Origin of the sequence: Chitinophaga sp. 22620 (genome assembly GCF_052044405.1) — a bacterium.
Lineage (GTDB): Bacteria > Bacteroidota > Bacteroidia > Chitinophagales > Chitinophagaceae > Chitinophaga.
Map to the genome: position 1 here is coordinate 87,693 of NZ_JBQEMV010000007.1, position 22,406 is coordinate 110,098.

At 53.6% G+C, this 22,406-nt stretch carries 18 protein-coding genes; 13 read left to right on the plus strand and 5 right to left on the minus strand.

Going from position 1 to position 22,406, the window contains the following annotated elements; translation table 11 throughout:
- The first annotated feature begins 192 nt into the window (after positions 1 to 192).
- The 3 genes from ACTJIK_RS25140 to ACTJIK_RS25150 are packed head-to-tail and all read left to right on the plus strand — an operon-like array spanning position 193 to position 5,831.
- Positions 193 to 3,261: a tetratricopeptide repeat protein gene (locus ACTJIK_RS25140; RefSeq protein WP_440650327.1), complete on the plus strand. Its 3,069-nt coding sequence runs from the start codon at positions 193 to 195 to the stop codon at positions 3,259 to 3,261.
- 8 nt (positions 3,262 to 3,269) lie between these two features.
- Entirely contained in the window at positions 3,270 to 4,889 is a 1,620-nt protein-coding gene (locus tag ACTJIK_RS25145; protein WP_440650328.1) for a hypothetical protein, read from the plus strand.
- 36 nt (positions 4,890 to 4,925) lie between these two features.
- Entirely contained in the window at positions 4,926 to 5,831 is a 906-nt protein-coding gene (locus ACTJIK_RS25150) for a hypothetical protein (protein ID WP_440650329.1), read from the plus strand.
- Positions 5,832 to 5,899: 68 nt separating this feature from the next.
- On the opposite strand, the gene ACTJIK_RS25155 is transcribed toward ACTJIK_RS25150, so the two are convergent.
- Together ACTJIK_RS25155 and ACTJIK_RS25160 are read right to left on the minus strand one after the other, a co-directional pair.
- Positions 5,900 to 6,808: an SDR family oxidoreductase gene (locus ACTJIK_RS25155; protein ID WP_440650330.1), complete on the minus strand. Its 909-nt coding sequence runs from the start codon at positions 6,806 to 6,808 to the stop codon at positions 5,900 to 5,902.
- 64 nt (positions 6,809 to 6,872) lie between these two features.
- The gene (locus ACTJIK_RS25160; RefSeq protein WP_440650331.1) at positions 6,873 to 9,026 is read right to left on the minus strand and encodes a prolyl oligopeptidase family serine peptidase; all 2,154 of its coding nucleotides are present in this window, start codon (positions 9,024 to 9,026) and stop codon (positions 6,873 to 6,875) included.
- Positions 9,027 to 9,268: 242 nt separating this feature from the next.
- Here ACTJIK_RS25160 and pfkA point away from each other — a divergent pair, with 242 nt between their 5' ends.
- The 4 genes from pfkA to ACTJIK_RS25180 all read left to right on the plus strand — a co-directional run bounded on the left by pfkA (position 9,269) and on the right by ACTJIK_RS25180 (position 12,965).
- The gene (gene pfkA / locus ACTJIK_RS25165; protein ID WP_120515645.1) at positions 9,269 to 10,249 is read left to right on the plus strand and encodes a 6-phosphofructokinase; all 981 of its coding nucleotides are present in this window, start codon (positions 9,269 to 9,271) and stop codon (positions 10,247 to 10,249) included.
- Positions 10,250 to 10,259: 10 nt separating this feature from the next.
- Positions 10,260 to 11,750: a pyruvate kinase gene (gene pyk / locus ACTJIK_RS25170; protein ID WP_440650332.1), complete on the plus strand. Its 1,491-nt coding sequence runs from the start codon at positions 10,260 to 10,262 to the stop codon at positions 11,748 to 11,750.
- Between the two features lie 136 nt (positions 11,751 to 11,886).
- Entirely contained in the window at positions 11,887 to 12,177 is a 291-nt protein-coding gene (locus tag ACTJIK_RS25175; RefSeq protein WP_440650333.1) for a DUF6922 domain-containing protein, read from the plus strand.
- A 2-nt stretch (positions 12,178 to 12,179) separates the two neighbouring features.
- The gene (locus ACTJIK_RS25180) at positions 12,180 to 12,965 is read left to right on the plus strand and encodes a nucleotidyl transferase AbiEii/AbiGii toxin family protein (protein ID WP_440650334.1); all 786 of its coding nucleotides are present in this window, start codon (positions 12,180 to 12,182) and stop codon (positions 12,963 to 12,965) included.
- A 7-nt stretch (positions 12,966 to 12,972) separates the two neighbouring features.
- On the opposite strand, the gene ACTJIK_RS25185 is transcribed toward ACTJIK_RS25180, so the two are convergent.
- Positions 12,973 to 14,139 carry an MFS transporter gene (locus ACTJIK_RS25185; protein ID WP_440650335.1) on the minus strand — a complete coding sequence of 389 codons (1,167 nt, stop codon included), beginning with the start codon at positions 14,137 to 14,139 and terminating at the stop codon, positions 12,973 to 12,975.
- Between the two features lie 78 nt (positions 14,140 to 14,217).
- Here ACTJIK_RS25185 and ACTJIK_RS25190 point away from each other — a divergent pair, with 78 nt between their 5' ends.
- The 3 genes from ACTJIK_RS25190 (at position 14,218) to ACTJIK_RS25200 (ending at position 17,422) form a co-directional block, all read left to right on the plus strand.
- On the plus strand, positions 14,218 to 15,573 hold the full coding sequence (locus ACTJIK_RS25190; RefSeq protein ID WP_440650336.1) for an NAD-dependent succinate-semialdehyde dehydrogenase: 1,356 nt from the start codon (positions 14,218 to 14,220) through the stop codon (positions 15,571 to 15,573).
- 308 nt (positions 15,574 to 15,881) lie between these two features.
- Complete coding sequence (locus tag ACTJIK_RS25195) at positions 15,882 to 16,646, plus strand: glycosyltransferase (RefSeq protein WP_440650337.1); 765 nt, start codon at positions 15,882 to 15,884, stop codon at positions 16,644 to 16,646.
- On the plus strand, positions 16,643 to 17,422 hold the full coding sequence (locus ACTJIK_RS25200) for a polysaccharide deacetylase family protein (protein WP_440650338.1): 780 nt from the start codon (positions 16,643 to 16,645) through the stop codon (positions 17,420 to 17,422). The genes ACTJIK_RS25195 and ACTJIK_RS25200 overlap by 4 nt, the downstream gene beginning before the upstream one ends.
- Positions 17,423 to 17,464: 42 nt before the next feature.
- Here ACTJIK_RS25200 and ACTJIK_RS25205 read toward each other — a convergent pair whose 3' ends face one another.
- Positions 17,465 to 18,712 (minus strand): PmoA family protein, encoded by a 1,248-nt coding sequence (locus ACTJIK_RS25205; RefSeq protein WP_440650340.1) that lies wholly within the window; start codon positions 18,710 to 18,712, stop codon positions 17,465 to 17,467.
- Between the two features lie 113 nt (positions 18,713 to 18,825).
- On the opposite strand from ACTJIK_RS25205, the gene ACTJIK_RS25210 reads away from it, so the two are divergent.
- From ACTJIK_RS25210 to ACTJIK_RS25220, 3 genes are all read left to right on the plus strand, one after another.
- Positions 18,826 to 20,310, plus strand: a complete 1,485-nt coding sequence (locus ACTJIK_RS25210; protein WP_440650341.1) for a hypothetical protein — start codon at positions 18,826 to 18,828, stop codon at positions 20,308 to 20,310.
- Positions 20,297 to 20,563 (plus strand): hypothetical protein, encoded by a 267-nt coding sequence (locus tag ACTJIK_RS25215; RefSeq protein WP_440650342.1) that lies wholly within the window; start codon positions 20,297 to 20,299, stop codon positions 20,561 to 20,563. Before ACTJIK_RS25210 ends, ACTJIK_RS25215 begins: the two co-directional genes overlap by 14 nt.
- Before the next feature lie 97 nt (positions 20,564 to 20,660).
- On the plus strand, positions 20,661 to 21,197 hold the full coding sequence (locus ACTJIK_RS25220; RefSeq protein WP_440650343.1) for a hypothetical protein: 537 nt from the start codon (positions 20,661 to 20,663) through the stop codon (positions 21,195 to 21,197).
- A gap of 128 nt (positions 21,198 to 21,325) precedes the next feature.
- On the opposite strand, the gene ACTJIK_RS25225 is transcribed toward ACTJIK_RS25220, so the two are convergent.
- Positions 21,326 to 22,345: a dipeptide epimerase gene (locus tag ACTJIK_RS25225; protein WP_440650344.1), complete on the minus strand. Its 1,020-nt coding sequence runs from the start codon at positions 22,343 to 22,345 to the stop codon at positions 21,326 to 21,328.
- Positions 22,346 to 22,406 lie beyond the last annotated feature (61 nt).

The following is a 22,406-nucleotide window of genomic DNA, read 5'->3' on the forward strand; positions in this document are numbered from 1 at the left end:
TATCCACATTGCGTAGATAACCTGCAAAGGGCAAAACAGGCGGAAACGGTTATATTTGCCCGGTTTACAGCCCCTTTCTTATTGGCCAATTTAGACACGGCGCCGGAATATAAACACCGCACAGCGCGGTATTTGAAATATTTCGGAGCCGGAACCGTTTTAAAAAATATTGTGAGAAATAACATAAAAAGCATGAAGCTATTCACCAGAAAGAACCGCGCGCTTCCACGATTGCACGTACTCTTGTTCCTGGCGGGCATTACAGGGGCCACTGCCGCATCCGCGCAGCAATCCCGCATCTACACGGAGCCCGACAAGACCTTCAAAGAAGCGCAGCAACTTTACAAGGAAGGCAAATACGCCATATCCCAGCAACTCTTCAAACAGACCATCGACGGGATCGGGTATTTTTCAGAAACCAGCCGCTCCCTGGTGAATACCGACGCCCATTATTACTACGCCATGTGCGCCCTCAAGCTGGGCAACGACGATGCGGAGAAAAAGGCGCTGGATTTTCTGAAATACTTCAATAACAGCGCCCGCGAACAAATGGTGAGCTTCCAGCTCGCGCGTTTCTACTTCAACGCCAACAAGCTCCAGGAAGCCATCCCCTACTACGAAAAAGCAAGTATCGACAACCTCTCCAACGAAGAGATCGCCGATATGAAGTTCGAGCTGGCCTACTGCTACTTCAACGTAAAGGATTTCAAGAAAGCGCAGCCGCTGTTCGCTTCCATCAAAGACATCCAGAACAAATACTACATCCCCGCGAATTATTATTACGGCTTCATTTCCTATTACAACAAACAGTACGCAGCCGCCCTCAGCAGCTTCGAACGGGTGAAGAACGAACCGAAATACAGCACCGTAGTGCCTTACTACATCGCGGAGATCTATTACTTCCAGGGCAAGCGCGACCAGCTGATCGCTTATGCGGAACCGCTCCTGCGCAAAGGGAACATCTACTACGACGCCGAACTGAAACAGCTCCTCGGCCAGGCCTATTTCGAAAAGAAAGATTATCCCAAAGCCCTGCCCTACCTCGAAGAATATAACAACAACGCGGATGAAGTACGCCGGGAAGATGTATATCAGCTTTCCTACGCTTACTACCAGACCGCCAATCTCGATAAAGCCATCGCGGGCTTCAAGCAGCTGAGCAGCGAAAAGGATTCGCTGGGGCAGAACTCCATGTACCTGCTGGGCGACTGCTACCTGCGCACCGGCCAGAAAGCCAACGCACGCAACGCCTTCGCCTTCAGCGCAAGGAACAGCTCCAATGCCAAACAGCAGGAGATCTCCCGTTTTAATTACGGCAAACTTTCCTTCGAGCTTGGCTACCAGGACGCTGCCATCGCGGAGCTCACCAATTTCATGAACACCTACCCGCGCTCTGAATACACCCGCGAGGCGCGCGAAATACTGGTGCAGCTGTTCGCCAACACCAATAACTACAAAGAGGCCATTGGCATACTGGAACAGTTGCCGGAGAAAAGTGCCGCCGTGCTGAAAGCCTACCAGAAGGTGGCTTACGGCCGCGCCACCCAGCTGGTAAACGACCAGCAGCTGGCCGAGGCGGACCGCCTGCTGGATATTTCACTGGCCAACCCTTACGACAAGAACCTCGTGCAGCTCGCGCAGTTCTGGAAAGCGGAAATCGCGCTCCGCCAGAATAATACAGACAAGGCCATCAGCAGCCTGCAGGCTTATTTCAACACCGGCTCCGCCCCCGTTTCCGGCGAAGCCAACGTACAAACGGCCAGCTACAACATGGGCTATAGCCTGCTGAAAAAAGAACAGTACGCCAACGCCCTGCCTTACTTTGAAGCCGCGCAGCGCGCCAGCGGACCCAATGCAGGACGCATCAACACCGATGCGCTGCTCCGCGCGGCAGACTGCCATTATATGCTGCGCAACTTCCCCGCAGCCACTTCGCTGTACGACCGCATCATCGCCAACAACGATGCCGGCGCTGATTACGCCACTTACCAGAAAAGCATCATTCTCGGCATACAGGGCAAACACAGCGAAAAGCTGAACCTCCTAAAACAGCTCGCCGTGAAATATCCCACTTCCGGCTTCAACAACGACGCGGAGATGGAGATCGCCGATACCTATCTCAGCGACGAACGTTTCAGCGACGCCATCCCCCACCTCAAGAACATCCTGCAAAAGCAGCCTGAAGGCCCCAATGCGCCGAAAGCGCTGCTGAAGCTGGGTCTGGCTTATTTTAACACGGACCAGGACAATACCGCGGTAGGTTACTTCAGGCAGGTGGTGGAGAAATTCCCCGCTTCCAATGAAGCCAATACCGCCCTGCAGAACATCCGCACCATTTACGTGGACCAGGGCAAAACAGACGATTACCTCGCCCTGCTGAAATCCACCGGCCGCTCCGTATCTGCCACCGCGGAAGATTCCCTCAGCTATGCTGCCGCCGAAACGCGCTTCAGCAGCGGGGATTACACAGGCGCGGTGACCGCCTTCAACAACTACCTGCAAAAATTCCCTAACGGGCAATTTGCTTTGCAGGCGAACTTCTACAAAGCCGAATGCCTCTATAACAAAAAGGAATACGAAAACGCCCTGCCCGCTTACGAGTTCGTGCTTACCAAAGGCGCCAGCCCGTTTGCCGAAAGAAGCGCCTTACAAGCGGCTTACCTGAATTATTACCAGGTGAAGGACTTCGAAAAAGCGCTCGGCTATTACCAGCAGCTGCAGAGTTTGTCCACCACCAAAGACAATACCCTGGCGGCCAGCCGCGGCCTGCTGCGCAGCCACTACCAATTGAAGCACTGGGAAGAAGTGAGCCAGTTTGCCGAACAGCTGCTGAGCGCTTCCAATATCAGTACAGACGATCAGATCATCGGGCACTTTTACCTGGGCAAGGCGCTGCAGGAAAAGCAGCAATACGATGAAGCGATCGAAGAGTACAAGATCGTGACGGGCCTTACCAAATCCGAGATCGGCGCCGAAGCGCGGTATAATATTGCCAAAAGCTACCTGGACAAAAACGACCTGGCCGCCGCGGAAAAAGCCGGTTTCGACGTGATCAAGAACACCTCTTCCTACGAAACATGGACGGCCCGCGCATACATCCTGCTGGGCGATGTGTATCACCGCCAGAAAGATTACTTCAACGCAAAAGCCACCTTCCAGAGCATCGCGGAAAACTGCCCGATACCTGAACTGAAAGCCGAAGCCAAAGAGAAGCTCGCGAAAGTGGAAGCAGAAGAAAAAGCAGGTTCTAAAATTAAATGATGACAAACATGAAGATCAGATATATCCTTGGTTTACTCGCCGTCATGCCCCTGGGCGCTTTCGCGCAGAAAGATTCCCTGAAGCAGGAAACGATAGACATCATCAGTAAATACCAGCCCAAGCTGCGCGATGCGGCCAAGCTGAACCTGACGGCCTCGCTGCCCGCGCTGGACACGGCGCGCCCGCGGCTCGGCTACCAGGTGCCCGCGCTGAACCTTTACTTCATGTACCAGCCCGTGCCCATCAAACCGCTGGCGCTCGGCCGGGACACTTCCGCGCTGTACCTCCAGAACAATTTCGTGAAACTCGGCTACGGCAACTATTCCACCCCGCTCATCCAGGCAGGGTTCGGCAGCGGCCGGGCGGATAAATACAACTTCGGCCTGTTCTTCAATTACATCTCCTCCAAAGGCGATATCGAAAACCAGGACTATTCCAACATCAACGTGCTGGCCTCCGGCACCTACTTTTCCCCGCTGTTCGAGATCAACGGCAGCCTGGGCTACAACCGCAACCAGGTGCATTATTACGGGTACGACCACTCCCAGTACGAATTCGAAAAATCGGATGTAAAACAGGCCTACAACGAAGTGATCGCTAAAGTGGGCCTGAAGAACAGGCCGCAGAACGATTGGGCCTTCCAGTACAATCCCCAGGCGGAATTCGTGATCTTCGGCGACAGCTACAAAAGGATGGAAAACACTTTCGTGCTGAAAGCGCCCATCCGCAAGCAGATATTTGAAGATATCTGGCTGAAGGCAGAAGGGCTGGCGGACCTCAGCACTTTCAAGGAAGACAACAACGACCAGATCAATAACAACGTGGCGGCCATCCACCCCGCGGTGGAGATCACCAAGCCCGGGTTCATGCTGCATGCCGGCGCCAACCCCACCTGGAGCAACGGCAAGTTCTACCTCCTGCCCGACATCGTGAACGAGTCGCACCTGATCCGTAAAAAGCTCATCCTCAGCAGCGGCTGGATCTCTTATATAGACAAGAACAACTTCCGCAACCTGGCGAATGAAAATCCTTTCATCAATACCTACCCTTCCGGCATCCTGAACACCAGGGTGGAAGAAAAATACACCGGCATCAAAGGTACGCTGGGCAACCACTTCACTTACAACACGAAGTTCGGCGCCATCACCTGGCACAACCTGCCGCTGTTCGTGAACGACAGTACAGACGGCAAGAAGTTCGACATCAGGAACGAAGAAGAGCTGAAGGCTTTCCAGCTGCATGCGGAAGTGGGGTATATCCAGGAAGAGAAGTTCCAGGCCCGCGTAAGCGTGGACTGGTATAACTGGACCGACCAGCAGACCGAGCTGAAACCCTGGCACGTGCTGCCTTTCAAGGCCAGCCTGTTCGCCCAGTATTCCTTCGGCAAAAAATTCCACCTGAACGCCAACCTGTACACGCTCAGCGGCAGCTATTACGTGCTGCCCAACGGGGATTTCGGGAAAGTGAAGCCTGCGCAGGACCTGAATGCCGGGGCGGTGTACAATATCAGCAAGAACTTCAACCTCTGGCTGAACGCCAATAACATACTCAGCTACAAGTACCAGCGCTGGTACGGATACCAGAGCTATGGATTCAATATCCTGGGGGGTATCATGGTTAAGTTTTAATTGCGTAAACTTGCATTCAAAATTGACCAGGCCGTAATGCTACAGCAATATATCACAGAAGTACTCTTCAAACAGCAGACCTGCTCGCTGCCGCAGGTGGGCACGTTCACCCTCCAGCACATCCCGGCGCATTTTTCCGTGGTGGAGCAGGTGCTTACGCCCCCCCGCCAGCAGGTGAGCTTCGAAACCCGCTGGGAAGACGATGGCTCCTGCCTTCACTGGATCTCCCAGAAAGAGAACCTTATTGAATCTGTAGCCAGCCTCAAGCTGGAAAAATACCTCCAGGAGTTCCGGGAAATGCTGCAATCCGGCCAGCCGGTGGACCTCCCGGGCATCGGCTCCCTCCGCCTCGACCCGCTCGGACAGGTGCGCTTTACCGCCCAGGAACTGCCTGACGCATGGCAGCCACTGGAACTGGCGCCCGTTCTCCGCTCTGACGCCGCTCCCAAAGTATTGCAGGGCACTACGGAAGTGGTGAACCACGAGGTCGTGGAGCATACCGAGGCAGTGCTGGAAGATGAGCCCCGCGGCCGCTTCAGGTGGTGGTGGGTAGTGCTGCCGCTGGCAGTGATCGGCGCCGGCCTGGCCGCGTGGATCTTCAAAGACGAGATCATGCCCCCGGCGCCGGCCGCTAAATCGCTGGAACAAACCGTAACGCCGCCCGTACAGGATTCCATTCCCGCGGTAGCTGAAACGGTGCCGCCGGTGAGCGACAGCATTAGCTATTACGTGGTGTTCGAAAAATTCCCTTCCAAAGAGAAAGCGGAGAAAAAACTCGCTCAACGGATTGCATGGGGCCACTCTGAAGTGGTGCTGTTCACTTCAGGCGATTCGGCCGTTTACCACCTGGCCGTGCCTTTCCGCAGCCTGCCGGCAGATACTGCCGCCGCGAAGGATTCTGTGGCGGATAAGTTTAAAATGCCCGTGTATATTGCTCACTGAGCCGTCAGATTATAAAAAAGGAAAGGCCATCTCACGCGAGATGGCCTTTCCTTTTTATGACAGGTATCTTATTTATTACCGGTAAGCTGCTCCACCACGATCTTCAACCCTTCTTCAAAGCTATGGGGCGCAAAGCCCAATGCCTGCTCCGCCTTGTCTATCACGAAGCCTGTTTTTGCCGGGCGTTGCGCCGGCTGCCGGAAGCTGGAGGCATCCACCTTTTCGAAGAGCTTCTTATCCAGCTCCAGGTAATCCGCCACTTTCTCGGCCATATCGTACGGGGTTAACATGTCTTTGCCGGAAAGGTGGAACACACCTTCCGCTTTTTTATCGATGATGAGTTTGCAACCCTCCGCAAGGTCCTGCACGAGGGTGGGCGTACGCCACTGGTCCACCACCACTTTGATCTTTTTCTTTTGCTCCAGGTTGGTTTTCACCCAGCCGATGATGTTACTTCTGCGCGGGTCGTCCGCCACGCCGTACACCAGCACCGTGCGGGCAATGGCCCAGGGGATCTTCGCCTGCTTCACGATGCGCTCCGCTGCCGCCTTGCTGGCGCCGTAGTAGTTGATGGGGTTTACCGGGTCATCTTCCCGGTAAGGGCCCGCAAGGCCGTCGAACACGAAGTCTGTACTGAGGAACAGGAAAAACGAACCTGCCTTTTCGGCCGCATGCAGCAGGAAGCGGGTGGCGCTTACGTTGGCCATCCAGCAGGAGTCCTTATTGCGTTCGCAATCGTCCGCCTGCGTCATGGCGCCGGAATGGATAATGGCGTCCGGCTTATGACGGTCCACCAGGCCTTTTACGGCGGCTTCATCCGCCAGGTTCACAGATTCATAGGCATACCCCTCCTTCATCCGCAGGCGGTTGGCCCCCCTGCCTGTTGCAATCACTTCATAATCCGGATTTCCGGCCAGCTTCTGAACCAGGTATTGTCCGAGGAGACCATTGCTCCCTGTGATTAAAACTTTCATCATGTTAATATACTAAAACGCCGCGTAACATCCTGTATTACGCGGCGTTTATCAGTAAAGTTTATGCTTACAATTTTTTGCCCGTGTTCACCGTATTGAAATTCATGCCCAGGTTGTACATGGTGAACGACCAGATGTCTGCCGCCTCGTCTATCAGCTTGGACGTGGGTTTGCCCGCGCCGTGCCCCGCCTGCGTTTCAATGCGGATCAGTACCGGGTTGGTGCCCTCATGCGCTTCCTGCAGAGCCGATGCAAATTTGAAGGAGTGCGCCGGTACCACGCGGTCGTCGTGGTCTGCGGTAGTAACCATAGTGGCCGGGTAATGAGTGCCTTTTTTCAGGTTATGCAGCGGGGAGTATTTAACCAGGTAATCAAACTGTTCGGGCTTGTCGGCGCTGCCGTATTCGGTTACCCAGGCCCAGCCGATGGTGAACTTCTGGAAACGGAGCATATCCATCACGCCTACCGCGGGCAGCGCCACTTTGAACAGCTCAGGCCGCTGCGTCATGGCCGCACCTACCAGCAGCCCCCCATTGGAGCCGCCGCGGATGGCCAGCTTAGACGGACTGGTGTATTTTTCCTTCACCAGGTATTCTGCCGCGCCAATGAAATCATCGAACACGTTTTGTTTCTTTTCCATCATACCGGCCTTGTGCCAGGCTTCGCCGTATTCGCTGCCGCCGCGCAGGTTCACCACCGCGTAAATGCCTCCCTGCTCCATAAAGAAGAGGTTGGACACGGAGAAACCGGGGGTCATCGGGATGTTGAAACCGCCGTAACCGTACAGCAGCACGGGATTCTGGCCGTTCATCCTAATGCCTTTTTTGTAAGACAGGAAGATGGGCACTTTCGTGCCGTCTTTGCTGGTGAAGAATACCTGCTTGGTTTCGTAATCGGCCGGGTTGAATTTCACCTCGGTCTTACGGAACACTTCAGACTTGCCGGAGGCAATATCGTATTTGTAAATGGTGGGAGGCGCTACAAAAGAGGTGAAGGTGTAAAACAGGGTATGGTCTTCCTTTTTACCGCCAAAGCCGCCGGCCGTGCCGATACCCGGCAGGGCGATGTTCTTTTCCAGCTTGCCGTCCACGCTGTATTGCACAATGCGGGTGGATGCGTCTTTCAGGTAGCTGGCGAACAGTTTGCCGCCTGCGGTGCCAACGCCCTGGAGCACTTCTTTCTGCTCGGGGATCACCAGTTTCCAGTTCTCCTGCGCCGGGTTCTTCGGGTCTACCAGTACCAGCTTGTAATTGGGCGCGTCGTGGTTGGTGAGCAGCAGCAGCTTGTCGCCCACGTTTTCCACAACGGAAGGCTCGTATGCAAAGCCTTTTACGAGCAGCTTAAAGTCCGTCTGCGAAGGGTCCTGCAGGTCGCGGTAATAAAGTTCGTTGCCGCTGGTGCCTTCGGTGGTGCTGAGGATGAGGAAACGCTCATCTTCCGTGAGGCCTACGCCGGCGTTGCGGAGAGGATGTTCCTTGTCCACGTAGATCAGCTGGTCCTGGTCCTGCGGGGTGCCTACTTTGTGGAAGTATACTTTATGGAATTCGTTCTTTTTGGAGAGTTTGCTTTTTTCATCCGGCGCGTCGTAACGGCTGTAGTAGAAGCCGTCTCCTTTCCAGGAGAGGCCGGAGAATTTGATCCAGTCCAGCTTGTCGCTCAGCAGCTGTTTGGTGGCTACGTCCATTACGAAACCTTCCTGCCAGTCCGAGCCGGCTTTGGCTACGAGGTAGGCGCAGTATTTACTGTCTTTGGAGAAGCTCAGGGAGCCGAGGGCGGCCGTCCCTTTGTCCGACAGCTTATTAGGGTCTATGAACACCTCGGGGGCGCCGTTCAGCCCTTCCTGGCGGTAGAGCACGGCCTGGTTCTGGAGGCCGTCGTTCTTATAGAAATAATAATATTTTCCTTCGCGGAAGGGGGTGCCGTAGCGGGGGTAGTTCCAGAGCTCTTCCAGCCGTTGTTTCACCTGCGGGCGGAAAGGGATGGAAGCAAGGTAGTTTTGGGTGACGCCGTTCTGCGCGTCCACCCAGCTTTTGGTATCCGGGGCATTATCGTCTTCCAGCCAGCGGTAGGGATCTGCGATCTTTTTTCCGTGGTAATCATCCACTGTATCTACTTTCCGGGTATGGGGATAAGTGATAGGAGCCTGTTGTGCTGCCAGGGTTCCTGCGGTTAACGACATCATTACGCCCATGACAATCTGCTTATGGTTTAAATTTGCCATACATATATTTTTTAAAAAAAGTTGGCTGTTTATTTGACTAAAATTAAAAATTTAGGTTAATTCATCGAATAATGATAGGAAACTATTTAAAAATGTTAATTTTGTGCGCCTTTTACCAGGCGGCGATATTAAGCAATATTACTATGAAATGACCATTCAGCGTGGCCATTGATGGAAAAATATTAAGACGCTGCATGAAATAAATCATTTGATGTGGCCTTTGATGAACTTTAAGATTACTCATGAAAAAAGTGAACAACATCGCAGTTCTTACCTCCGGAGGCGATGCCCCGGGGATGAACGCAGCCATCAGGGCGGTAGTAAGAACGGGAATTTATCATCATCTGAATGTGTTCGGCGTGATGTATGGCTACAAGGGGATGTTGACCGGCGAGATCTTTCCTATGGAATCCAAATCCGTTGCCAACATTATACAGCGCGGCGGCACGGTTTTAAAAACAGCGCGTTGCAAGGAATTCTACGAAGCAGACGGCAGGAAAAAAGCTTATGAGAACCTGAAGAAATTCGGGATAGACGGGCTGGTGGTGATCGGCGGCGACGGCTCCTTTAAAGGGGCGCAGAAGTTCAGCCAGGAATTCGACATTCCCTGCATCGGCCTGCCCGGCACCATCGACAAAGATATTGCCGGCACCGATTTCACCATCGGGTTCGACACTGCGGTGAACACCGCCGTGGAAGCGATCGACAAGATCCGCGACACTGCGGATGCGCACGACCGCCTTTTTATCATCGAAGTAATGGGGCGCGACGCGGGGTACATCGGCCTGCACAGCGGCATTGCCACCGGTGCGGAGCATATCCTCATCCCTGAGCGCAAAACCAATATCGACGATGTGATAGACGACCTCCAGGCCAACGAGCGCCGCCAGAAAATGGTGAACCTCATCGTAGTGGCTGAAGGCGACGAATTCGGCGGCGCCAACGAAGTAGCCCGCCACGTACAGGAAAGAATGCCCCAGCTGGACACCCGCGTGTGCATCCTCGGCCACATCCAGCGCGGAGGTTCCCCCACCACCATGGACCGCCTGCTGGCCAGCCGCATGGGCTACGCCGCGGTAGACGCGCTCATCGGTGGTACTTCGAACGTAATGATCGGTATCGTTAATAACAAAATACAGTATACTCCGCTCGATAAGGCTGTTAAAGCCAAACAAAAGATCGACCCGGAATGGTTTAAGATTGTCAAAATTCTTGCGAGTTAAATAAACGTCTATGAGTACAAAAGACCTGTCCAAATACTTCCACAAGGAAATGGATAATGATGCCGGAGCGGCGCATGCTAAGCAGAAGACCAAGATTGTAGCTACAGTTGGTCCTGCTTCTGATACCTATGAGAAGTTATTGGAACTCGTACGGGCCGGGGTGAACGTATTCCGCCTGAACTTTTCCCATGGCAGCCATGAAGACAAACTGCGGATCATCAACTACATCCGCCAGATCAATAAAACGGAACCTTACAACATCGCCATCCTGGCCGATCTGCAAGGCCCGAAACTGCGTGTAGGCGAGATCGAGAACAATGCCCTGCCGCTGAAAACAGGAGACATCCTCACTTTTACTACGGAAAAATGCGTAGGTACCATGGAAAGGATCTATGTGTCTTACCATGACTTGCATAAAGACGTGCGCCCCGGCCAGAAGATCCTGCTGGACGACGGTAAGATCGAAACCGTCGTGAAAGAGATCACGCCCGACCACCTCATCAAAGCAGAAGTGCTGCTCGGCGGTGTGCTTTCTTCCAAAAAAGGTTTCAACCTGCCCGATACCAAGGTTTCCCTGCCTGCGCTGACCGTGAAGGACGAAGAGGACCTGGAATTTATCATCGATCATGAGTGCGACTGGGTGGCGCTTTCTTTCGTGCGCAACGTAAAAGACCTCGGCCTGCTGCGTAAACGCCTGAAAGAGCGCAATTCCAAAATGAAGATCATTTCCAAGATCGAAAAGCCGGAAGCGATCCAGAACCTGAAAGAGATCATCTGGGAAAGCGACGGCGTAATGATCGCCCGTGGCGACCTGGGTGTGGAGCTGCCGGTTGAGCAGATCCCGATGATCCAGAAAGACATTATCCGCAAATGTATCCACCGCGCGAAGCCTGTAATTGTGGCTACGCAGATGATGGAATCCATGATAGACCGCACCCGCCCGAACCGCAGCGAGATCACGGACGTGGCCAATGCCGTGCTGGAAGGCGCCGACGCAGTGATGCTGAGCGGCGAGACCGCCACCGGCAACCATCCCGTACTGGTGATACAGACCATGCGCAAGATCATCGGCGAAGTGGAAAAAGAAAGCATCATCTACAACCGCAACCTGATCCCTCACCGCCACTCACCCACCTTCCTGAGCGACGCGCTTTGTTACAATGCGTGCAAGATCGCGGAAGACCTGGAGTCCGACGCGCTGATCGGGATGACGCAGAGCGGTTACACCGGCTTCATGCTATCCAGCTACCGTCCCAAATCACCGCTGTTCATCTTCACCAAGGAGAAGACGCTGGTAAACCAACTGAGCCTGAGCTGGGGCGTGCGCGCGTTCTACTACGGCGAAGAAGAAAGCCTGGACGATATTATTTCCGACCAGATCAACATCCTAAAAGAAAGAGGCTTCCTGAAAGCGAATGATGTGGTGGTGAATACCGGCAGCACGCCTGTAAAGGAACACCTGCCCACCAATATGCTGAAGATCACGAGGGTGCCGGAATAAATAACGGATCATATTTTTCAAAAGCCGGTACCAGTGTTGTGCCGGCTTTTGTATTTTTATAACCTGTTGATTATTAATAAGTATCTGTTGAACCTGGATAAATTCAACAGAAAAGGAAATTCCGTAAATTTGTAGCGTGAATAAGGCAATTAACATAATATCCATCTTCCCGAAGCATCTGTTCTGGGATGTTAAACTGGAACAACTGGACGCTGACAAAGATCAGGGTCTGATTATTCCGCGCGCCTTATATATGACCAATGAGCAATCCTTCGACGATGATATCGCCAGATTAGAGACCATTTACAGCAGCGACGAGATCGTAAAAAACCTCAAATCCACCAGGGAAAGGATCAGCAATCGTGTGTGCGAGATGGTGGCTCTGCGGTATCACATCCCTCTCTTTCACAGATATTCCCGCAGATAAGGATGTCCGAAAAAGAATATGACAAGGCGGTTTCTGCCGAACTCCTGGAAGCCATTACTGAAATTCAGGCTTTACCAGCTTTTGCCAATTTCGCGCTGGCAGGAGGCACCAATCTGGCAATACGATACAATCACAGGAGATCCATAGATATTGATCTGTTTTCAAACTATGTTATCGGGCTGGCCGGCCTGGACAAAATGAAACAGGGTTTAGAAGGTCATTTCGGCGAAGCGCTATTGTTTTGTGAAATTCTTGATCCCGACAACGGGGAACAATTTTGTTTTCTGAGAGCCCTTATTTCGAAGGGCCAGACGAAAATCAAGGTTGAAGCAATTCAGAACATTCAGATACTGGATACTATTGAAGACCATCATGGTGTGCAGATGTTATCCGTGAAAGATATTGCGCTCCTGAAACTGATGAGTGCCTGCAATAGGAAGGCAAAGAAAGATATTTACGACCTTGACCTCCTGAGTAATGAAATTAACCTGGAAAACCTGATTGATTTGCTGCGCTTTAAGCAGGAAAAGTACGGCTCAAATGAATTCGACTGCCTGTTCGACTTAGATGACCGTCAGAACCCGGTAGAAGACCTGGGCTTGCTTCTCGGATTTGACGACAATAAATATTCAGAAATCCCTAACCGCCCGAACCACTCTAACGATAACATCGATATAATGCCTCACAGCAAAAGCTGGATATCCGCCCGGATAAGCTGGAAAGTAAAAGTGAAAGAATTAATGCGCAAAAGAGGTATCATCCCGCCAGCGGCCAAACCGATCAACTAGAATGTATTCAACTTTGTTCCGCTTTCTTATACGTAAACCCATACACCAATATCGCGATAAATGTAATCCCCACCCCGGCAATACAAACGCCCGTCCACTTACCGATATCCCACACCCAGAGCCCGATGCCGGAGCCCAGGGAAGTGCCGATGAAACTAACGGTCATGAATACGGTGTTCATCCGGTTGCGCGCTTCCGGCAGCAATGCGTAGATGCGGGTTTGGTTGGACACATGAACGCCCTGCAAACCGAGGTCCAGCAGCACAATACCGGCAATGATGCCGATGAGCGAATCACGGAATATCCAGAACACGATATAACCCGCCAGTATACAGGCAATGCCGTAGCCGATGGCGATGCGCGGGTTCTTTTTGTCTGCAATGCGCCCGATAAGCGGGGCGCCCAAAGCGCCCGCCGCCGCCGCAAGGCCCATCAGGCCGATAATATCGCTTCCGAAATTATAGGGAGGGTTGGACAGCAGGAACACCGAAGTGGTCCAGAACAGCCCGAAAACGGCAAATCCGCAGGCATTGATCACCGACGCCTCCCGCAGCAACGGCTGCTCCTTCACGAGCGTAAGCATGGAACCCATCAGCGCCCCGTAACTGCCGCTAAAAGCCGGCCGGCTCTTCGGGAAAGTGAACATCATAATGACCATCATCAGGAAAGACAATCCGCCTGCGATCCAGAACATGGCCCTCCAGCCCAGATGCTCGCCCACAAAGCCGCTCACTGTTCTTGACAGTAAAATGCCGATCAGCAGCCCGCTCATGATCACGCCTATCACCTTCCCCCTTTTCGACGGCTCGGTCAAAGCTGCGCTCAGCGGCAATATCAGCTGCGGCACAATGGAAGTGAACCCAATGATGAAACCCATCACCTTCAGCATACCGATGTTTACAGACAATGCCGCCGCAATCAATGCCGCTACGGCAAAGCCCGTCATCGCCAGTATCTGCCCGCGGCGCTCCAGCTTGTCGCCCAGGGGCACGCAAAACAGCAGTCCCAGCGCATAACCGATCTGTGTAAAAAAAGTGACCTGCCCCGCGTTGGATTCCGATACGTTAAACTCCTGGCTGATAAGCACCAGCAAAGGCTGCGAATAATAAATATTGGCAACAATGAGGCCGGTGCATAAGGCCATCACCGCGATGTTCAGCTTGCTTAAAGACATATTCCCCCCTGGTTAAGGCTGCAAAGTTAACAGTTTTGCGGCATTGCCCTCACTCTCAAAAATCCTTAACTTTATAACATGACGTTCAAGAGCATATACCCCTACACGCAGGAAACCATTGCCGAATATCCCGCACACACACAGGCGGAGATCGGGAAGAAAATGCAGGCCGGCTGGAAGGCTTTTGCTTCGCTCAGGCAGGAAGGCCTGGAGCGCCGCTGTGAATGGATGCTGCAGGCAGCAACACTGCTGAAGGACAATGTTACGGAGCATGCCACTATCATTTCAAAAGAAATGGGCAAAACACTGAAGGAAGCAAAGGCCGAAGTGCTGAAATGCGCCGCCACTGCTGAATATTATGCCGCCAATATTGAACCGCTGCTGCAGCCAAGGCTGATCGAGTCCGACGGCAAAAAGAGCTACGCCGCATTTGAGCCCAAAGGCATTGTGCTCGCTATCATGCCCTGGAACTTTCCGTACTGGCAGGTGTTCCGTTTTGCCATTCCCAACCTGCTGGCCGGTAATGCCGCTATGCTGAAACATGCCAGCAATGTGAGCGGCTGTGGGCTGGCCATTGAAAAACTGTTCCTGGAAGCGGGCTTCCCTGAAGGCGCTTTTCAAACAGTACTGGTATCGTCCAAAGAAATGGAACCATTGATCGCGGACCAGCGTGTGCAGGGCGTAACCCTCACCGGCAGCACGCCCGCGGGCATGAGCGTTGCCGCGCTGGCAGGTAAATACATCAAAAAGACCGTGCTGGAACTGGGTGGCAGCGATCCTTTCATTGTACTGAAAGACGCAAACCTGGCTGAAGCGGCAAAGACAGCCGTAAAAGCCCGCATGCAGAACGCAGGCCAGAGCTGCATCGCAGCCAAACGCTGGATCGTGGAGCAAAGCATTGCGGAAGATTTTACGCAGCAGGTACAGTCCATTATCACCTCCCTCCGGCAGGGCGATCCCTTCCACCCCGATACCGATACCGGCCCCATGGCCCGGCCTGACCTTGCGGAAGAACTCGCCCGGCAAATGGACCGTTCCATAGAACAAGGCGCGTTATTGCTTGCAGGCGGCGAGCGGGATGGCTGTAACTTCACGCCCGCGCTGCTCACCGGCGTAAAGCCGGGTATGCCCGCCTTCGATGAAGAAACATTCGGGCCGCTGGCCGCCGTCATCACCGCCAACGACGAAGCGTCCGCCATCCGCCTCGCCAACCAGACGCCCTTCGGCCTTGGCGCCGCCATCTGGACGAAAGACACGGAGAAGGCCGCCCGCCTGGCCACGCTCATAGAAAGCGGCAACGTGTTCATCAACGCCATGGTTCGCTCCGATGCAAGGCTTCCTTTCGGCGGCATCAAACAATCCGGCTACGGGCGCGAGCTGAGCGTGGAAGGCGTGCATGAATTCATGAATATCAAAACAGTGTACATACAGTAACATCGGTCAACACAGTTGTCCATGGCCGGCGCCGCTTAGTTGTATTTCCGTTGATTTCCGCACAACCACTATGCGGTCATAGGGGTAATGAGTATATTTGCACGTCTTTAAGAAGACAGAACCTGACTATATGCATAACCTGATGTAACGGATGACCATGGCGCTGAGAAAAGCGCTTCCACCACCTTATATTCCGGCTTGCGTTTACCTGGAGGAGCATTACAATGCTGCCGCAGGAATTTCGTTATTATCCCTTCCCCTGAGCTGAGCGCATCTTTAGAGAGAGCCTATGTAAACAAAGATCTGAAATGTTCGAACCTACGACGTTGCCCGTTATGAACAACCTGGCTATCGCTGATATAAGGGTAACAAAAAAACTGGACCTGGTGGTCCCCTGCTGCAACCCGCCGGAAGACTGGGTAATGCAGATCGTAACCGATTACCGTCAATTGCGGGAATTGATACCGGATACCGAGATCCGGCTCATCCTCGTAAACGACGGCTCCGAGCGGAATGTAACGCCATTGCACCTGCAGCAGCTGCAGGCTTGCATACCAGCCGTGCGCATTATAGACCATCCCGTGAACCGGGGCAAAGGATACGCGGTGCGTTTAGGCGTGGCCGTTGCTGATGCGCCCTATTTGGTTTGCACCGATTTTGATTTTCCTTTCGGCGTGGAAGCCGTAAAGCTCGCGTACGAGCAATTGCTCTGCGGCTCCGATGTGGTAGCGGGCATCCGTGGCGACCAGTACGTGAAATTGCTGCCGCCCGCACGCAAGATCATTACCCGCATCAGCAGGCTGATGAACCGTTATCTGCTGCAACTGCCGGTAGACGATGCGCAGGCCGGGCTGAAAGCCTTCAACAGCCGTGGCCGCTGCGAGTTCCTGTCCACGCACGTCAACGGTTTTTTGTACGACAGCGAGTTCGTCCGCCGCGCCTGCCGCAACAAAACGCTGAACGTGCGTACCATCCCGATCGTTTGCCGGCCCGGCATCCGTTTTTCGGAATTCAGGTCCGCAACACTGGTACGTGAATTTTTTAATTTCATGGGTATCCTGATCAAACGATGAACAACAAAAAGATACTGATCAGCGTGGATGTGGAAGAGTTCGACATCCCGCAGGAATACGGGCAGGCCGTGCCTTTCGAAGAAAAGCTGGAAGTGAGCCGGCAGGGCGTGCTGAAAACCCTCACGCTGTTCGATGAACTGGAAATAAGGGCAACGTTTTTTATCACCGCGCTGTGGGCGAGATATTTTCCGGAACTCGTTCAGCGTATCGCGGAAAAACACGAGATCGCTTCGCATGCTTTTTACCACGACCGCTTCCTGGAACGGGACCTGCTGCATTCCCGCACAGTGCTGGAGCGCATCAGCCGCACGCCGGTGAAGGGTTTCCGCATGCCCAGGCTGCAACCTGTATCCATGGATGCGCTGGCGCAGGCCGGTTATACTTACGATGCGTCGTTGAACCCCACCTGGCTGCCCGGGCGCTACAACAACCGCCACCGCCCGCGCCATGTGCATTTGCAGGAGAATATGTGGATCATGCCGACGTCTGTTACGCCCGGCTGGCGCATTCCAGTTTTCTGGCTGAGCCTGAAGAACATGCCGCTGTGGTTCACGCGGCATTGCACCGCGCGTATACTGAAAAAGGAGGATTATTTTTCCTTCTACTTCCACCCCTGGGAGCTGGAAGATATCGGCCAATACAAGCTGCCGTTGTATGTGAAAGGCGTGAGCGGGAAACGTTTATATGGCAAGATGCGCGCCTTCCTGAGTTGGTTGAAAGTGCGCGGAACGTTTGTTTCGCATTCGGATTATCTGGCTACTCAGGCCGGTAAATAACCTGGTCTCACTGGTACATCTGATCTTGGGCATCTGTTGTCTTTATTTTTTCACATCCACATCCACCTTCGGCGGATGCGCATAATCGTTCCAATAAGCTTCCGCCTGTTCCGCCGTAAGGTCTCCGTCGAAGGTGATCACGCGGTATTGCTGGAGGTAGTGTTTGCCGGGCTCCAGTTTCCAGGACTTGTCTTTGGTAGGGCTGAACTCGGCAAACACCTGCCCCTGCTGGTCTTTCTCCGGCCAGATGCGCAAGGGCTGCGGCGCGTTGAAATTTTCCGGGGAGGATAATACGAGAATGCCGCCTTTGCCGCCTTTCAGATCTCCTGCCACCTTGAACCAGCGGGCATGCGTCATATCGCCGTCTTTGCGGGTCTTCCCCTCAGACGTCAGCACCGCGCTGTTCTCATTATTCCATTCCTCCGCTGCTCTTATCGCAAAACCGCCTCCATAGCGGTATTCTTTCAAAATAATCGGTGATGCGGTGCCGCAGCTAAGCGTGGATTTGTAATCCCATATCTGCACATCCTCCGTTCCGCCGTAGGCGCTTACTTCCAGGTCCTCATTAATAGCCGTTTTATCGGGGCCGCCCTTTCCCAGCACCACATGGTCCTGCACCTGCAGAAAGCCGCCCCATACCGGGCCGGACACGCTGTAATTGCGGTTGCTCTCAAAATTGACACGCACGGTGCCGGAGAGTTTTTTCAGGTTCCAGAAATCCACGGTCTGCCCTTCAAACTCCGTTTCGGTCCATGGGTTCCAGATGCCGTAGTGATGGTAGTGGTCTTTGGGCTGGATATTGGTCAGCACCTTCCCGCCCGGCGTATACGCAGGATGAATGAAGCCGCCCCTTCTGAATGCCGTGTCCACACCAGGCGGCACGTCTTTGACCGCTGCCTGGTAGAATAACACAGGCCTCCGGCCCCGCTTCACGGTAAAACCTTCCGCCGAATTATCGACGGTCACGGCATCGTCCGGGTTCACCGGCACGGCGTCTTTCCCGTTTTTATAAAGCTCAAACACGCGGCGCTGCCCGGGTTGCAGGTCCCCGCCCAGGGACCAGACTAACCGGCCGTTGCCAGCCTGCAGGGGCACCGGGGTTTTCGTTTTGCCCTCTACCTGGTACAGCTGGTACACATCTCCCTTTTGCGCTTCGGCAGGAACGGAAATGATGGTATTATGACGGGCATATTTGCCGGCTTTCACCGTGTAACGGGCCAGCAGCTGGGCATTGGCAGTCATCGATAAAAATGTGAGTATGATCAAACAGGCATAACGCGGGTACTTCATATGGAACGATTGTAATGAACGATTAAAATAGTCATTCCCCGGCATTTATGCAATAAGCGCGGAAATAGCTTAAATTCGTTACAGTTTCTACCACCCCAAAATACGCCCCAGACATGAAAACGGATAAACTGATCGTTTCCAACCGCGCCGCATTGGAAAAAAAATACGGCAGTAAGCACACTTCCATTTTAAAAGACCTGGCAGCCATCAAAGCGGCGGATAAAAAACGAGGGCTGCACAGCGAAGTGATTTTCCTCGATGATGCCGCCGCCATGAAAAAACATAAAGCTCCCGCCGTGAAAAGCCCCGGCCATGCAAAGCAGAACAAAGCCGCTATAGACGGGCTGTTCCGGCATTTCCGACCTGATTATTTGATGATAGCGGGAGCTCAGGATGTAGTGCCTTTCCTGCCGCTGCAAAACCTGCTTTTCGGGGAAGATGATGAGGATAAGCTGATCCCCAGCGACCTGCCTTATGCCTGCGAAACCGCTTACAGCACCGATCCTGGGAAGTTCATTTCACCTACCCGCGTGGTGGGCCGCCTGCCGGATGTACCCGGCGGCAATGACCCCGCCTATTTCCATTCCCTCGTGCAGGACATTGCCGGCAACAAGCCCGGCCGGCAGCAGGATTACAGGAAATACTTCAGCATCAGCGTGTTCGACTGGCGGTCGTCCACCTCCGAGAGCCTGCACAACATCTTTGGCGACCATGCCGCGCTGCAGCTCTCCCCCGTTCTGGGCCCCGCGTGGACCAATGCCCAGCTGAAGGCCAAAACACATTTCATCAACTGCCACGGCGCGCTGGACGATCCGAGTTACTACGGCCAGAAGGGCAAAAAGTTCCCGGAAGCCCTCCGTTCCTCCCTTATCGCCAAAAAGATCAGCAAAGGGGCTATTGTGGCGGCGGAATGCTGTTACGGCGCCCAGCTTTATAATCCATTGCTCACAGAGGCCGGGCACCTGAGCATTGCGAACAATTACCTGCTGAACCATGCCATTGCTTTTGCCGGCAGCTCCACCATTGCATATGGTCCCGCGAAAGGCCAGGGCCTGGCGGACCTTTTGACCCAGTATTTCCTGATCAACACCATCAAAGGCGCATCCACCGGCCGCGCCTTCCTCGAAGCCCGCCAGCGCTTCCTGGACGAGATGGGGCCGGCGCTGGATCCTTTTGAGCTGAAGACCCTGGCGCAATTCTACCTGCTGGGCGATCCTTCGCTGGTGGCCGTTTCGGCGCCGGCATCCCTTCGCGGCGACCACCGGCAGAACCGCCGGGACAGTATGATGGCAAAAGGCTTGGCGCTTTCTGCTTTTATTTCAGTACCCAAACCCCTGAAAGAAAAGAAGGCTGACGCAGCTGTAACCGCCTTCCTGAAGAGCCGGAAACTGCCGCAAAAGAGCCTCCATAAACAAGTGTTCATCAACGAAACCAAACCTTCGCCACTCACCCGCGGTATGAAATCGTTTACCGCGCCGGTGAAATTTCATGTATATTCGGCCAGTACCGTTCATGGGAAGTTCAAAAGCACGAAAGTGCTGGTGGTGAAGGAAAGGAACGGCGAAATACTGGGGCATCGAGAATATGTCAGACGATAGGAAAAATAAAGCGCTCACCGTAAGGGGCCGGCTGGTCCTGAAAACCTTTGCAAGAACCACGAAAAGCGAAAGCCTTGGCGTGTATCTCGAAACGGAGGACGGCAGCTTCCTGATCCGTCCTTCCGGCGGCAATCCCTTTGCAGATAACCCTTTGGCGGAACTGGCCGGAAAGTACATAGAAGCCACCGGCCGCAAGAGCGATTATGTGTTCTTCGTGCGCAGCTGGAGGGAGATCCCCGAACCCGGAAGCTGACGTCAACATCAACTAATCCTGTTATTTCCACCCGTAACATTCGCCCCTGCTGCGGCATAGAAGCGTCGTAACTTTAAGACAACTAATCTGTCGCGCTATGATCCGCCATTCTATCATCCGGCAGGCTGTTGTTGCTTTAGCAGTTCTACTGCTATGTATTCCCCTGCAATCCAGCAGCCAGCACGTGAACAAAATCATGCAGCAGAAAACCGCTGCCCTCCTCGGAACTTATTACATTTCCTTCAAGCAAGACAAAGCTGTGTTGCGCTATATCCTGCATATAGACAGCACGCGTGGCATGTTCTTTTACGGGAGGATGGAAAACGACCAGCGTTACCATCCCAAGTGGAAGGACTTCTGCCACATCAAAGGCATGCTGGCTCCCGGGAAGAACCACGACTTCATCATGAAGCCGGACCTGCACAGCAACCTGCCGTACAACATCGTGTGCCGCCCGCATGAGTGGGTGCTCAACAACAAGGTGTATTTCAGGTTCAGGGAAGAGAACATCATCAGCGGGCACATGGTGGTCACCAACGACTTCAATGCGCCTCCATTCAGTTTTTCCGGCATGAAACAAGAGCCTGAGAACCTGACGGCCAGCGCTGATGCGGGTATCTCGAAACTGAAGTAAACGGCTTGCATCCCCGGTTCATTCCCGGCAACGGGAACCGGGAAAATTATGCCTTGTGCGTAAAACAAAAAAGTATGGGTTAAGCGGATAGCTCAACCCATACTTCCTTATTCCTGAGAGAAGAAGTTTTAGAAAGCCCGGTGCAGTTCCGCGCCGGTACCGTTCCTGTCCGCATAAATGATCTCACCGTCGCGGATCTTGACGCCGCTTGCAACATCTTCAGCCAGCAGCAGCGGGCCGTCCATGTCCGTATAGTCGAGGTAAGGAAGAAGATGCGCTACGGCGGAAGTACCAACGGTGCTTTCGTTCATGCTGCCCGTCATTACTTTCATGCCCAGCTTTTTAGCTTCCATGATCATCCTGCGCGCGGGCGTGATGCCGCCACATTTGGTGAGTTTGATGTTGATGCCGTGGAAATAGTTATGGCATTTTTGCACGTCGCTTTCCACGATGCAGCTTTCATCTGCAATCACCGGCAATGCGGAATCCGTATATACCTTGCGCATGCCTTCCCAGTCTGCCGCAGGCATCGGCTGCTCAATGAATTCCACCCCCAGTTCGCGGAAGGCTTCGGCGTTACGAAGCGTTTCATCCACACCCCAGGCGCAGTTCGCATCCACGCGGAACACAGCGCTGGTATGCTTCCGCAGCTCCGTGATGATGGTAATATCTTCCTTCGTTCCCAGCTTGATCTTGTAAATGGGCCAGGGGAATTCCTGTAATTTCTTCACCATGTTCTCCACCGTATCTATGCCGATAGTGTAGTCCGTCATCGGGTTATGCGAGGGGTCTAGGTTCCAGACTTCGTAGAGCTTTTTACCCTGCTGCTTGGCATACAGGTCGTGGGCGGCAAGGTCCAGCGCGCAAAGCGCGAACATATTGCCGGCGAGGCGCGGGTACATCTCCTCCCAAAAGGCTTCAGGCGTGTCCAGGTGATATGCTTCAATAAAAGGCCTGTGTTCGTTGATGGCGGCCATCAGGCCGGGAACGGTGATGTTGTAGTATGCATTATCAGCCGTTTCGCCCAGGCCGCTGAGCCCGTCCTGTTTCAGCTCTGCCACCAGCAGCGGCTGCACATGCTTGCTTTTTCTCGAGATCGTAAACGTATGCCTGAATTTCAGTTCGAAGGGATACAGTGTCAACTCCATGGAATAAATATACTGCGGGTTTATGGCATTTCCTACCGGCAGCAAGCCGGGGGCAAATGCT

Coding starts and splice junctions, on each gene's coding strand:
- ACTJIK_RS25140 (WP_440650327.1), top strand. CDS start 193: ATGAAGCTATTCACCAGAAAGAACCGCGCGCTTCCACGATTGCACGTA.
- ACTJIK_RS25145 (WP_440650328.1), top strand. CDS start 3,270: ATGAAGATCAGATATATCCTTGGTTTACTCGCCGTCATGCCCCTGGGC.
- ACTJIK_RS25150 (WP_440650329.1), top strand. CDS start 4,926: ATGCTACAGCAATATATCACAGAAGTACTCTTCAAACAGCAGACCTGC.
- ACTJIK_RS25155 (WP_440650330.1), bottom strand. CDS start 6,808: ATGATGAAAGTTTTAATCACAGGGAGCAATGGTCTCCTCGGACAATAC.
- ACTJIK_RS25160 (WP_440650331.1), bottom strand. CDS start 9,026: ATGGCAAATTTAAACCATAAGCAGATTGTCATGGGCGTAATGATGTCG.
- pfkA (WP_120515645.1), top strand. CDS start 9,269: ATGAAAAAAGTGAACAACATCGCAGTTCTTACCTCCGGAGGCGATGCC.
- pyk (WP_440650332.1), top strand. CDS start 10,260: ATGAGTACAAAAGACCTGTCCAAATACTTCCACAAGGAAATGGATAAT.
- ACTJIK_RS25180 (WP_440650334.1), top strand. CDS start 12,180: ATGTCCGAAAAAGAATATGACAAGGCGGTTTCTGCCGAACTCCTGGAA.
- ACTJIK_RS25185 (WP_440650335.1), bottom strand. CDS start 14,139: ATGTCTTTAAGCAAGCTGAACATCGCGGTGATGGCCTTATGCACCGGC.
- ACTJIK_RS25190 (WP_440650336.1), top strand. CDS start 14,218: ATGACGTTCAAGAGCATATACCCCTACACGCAGGAAACCATTGCCGAA.
- ACTJIK_RS25195 (WP_440650337.1), top strand. CDS start 15,882: ATGTTCGAACCTACGACGTTGCCCGTTATGAACAACCTGGCTATCGCT.
- ACTJIK_RS25200 (WP_440650338.1), top strand. CDS start 16,643: ATGAACAACAAAAAGATACTGATCAGCGTGGATGTGGAAGAGTTCGAC.
- ACTJIK_RS25205 (WP_440650340.1), bottom strand. CDS start 18,712: ATGAAGTACCCGCGTTATGCCTGTTTGATCATACTCACATTTTTATCG.
- ACTJIK_RS25210 (WP_440650341.1), top strand. CDS start 18,826: ATGAAAACGGATAAACTGATCGTTTCCAACCGCGCCGCATTGGAAAAA.
- ACTJIK_RS25215 (WP_440650342.1), top strand. CDS start 20,297: ATGTCAGACGATAGGAAAAATAAAGCGCTCACCGTAAGGGGCCGGCTG.
- ACTJIK_RS25220 (WP_440650343.1), top strand. CDS start 20,661: ATGATCCGCCATTCTATCATCCGGCAGGCTGTTGTTGCTTTAGCAGTT.
- ACTJIK_RS25225 (WP_440650344.1), bottom strand. CDS start 22,345: ATGGAGTTGACACTGTATCCCTTCGAACTGAAATTCAGGCATACGTTT.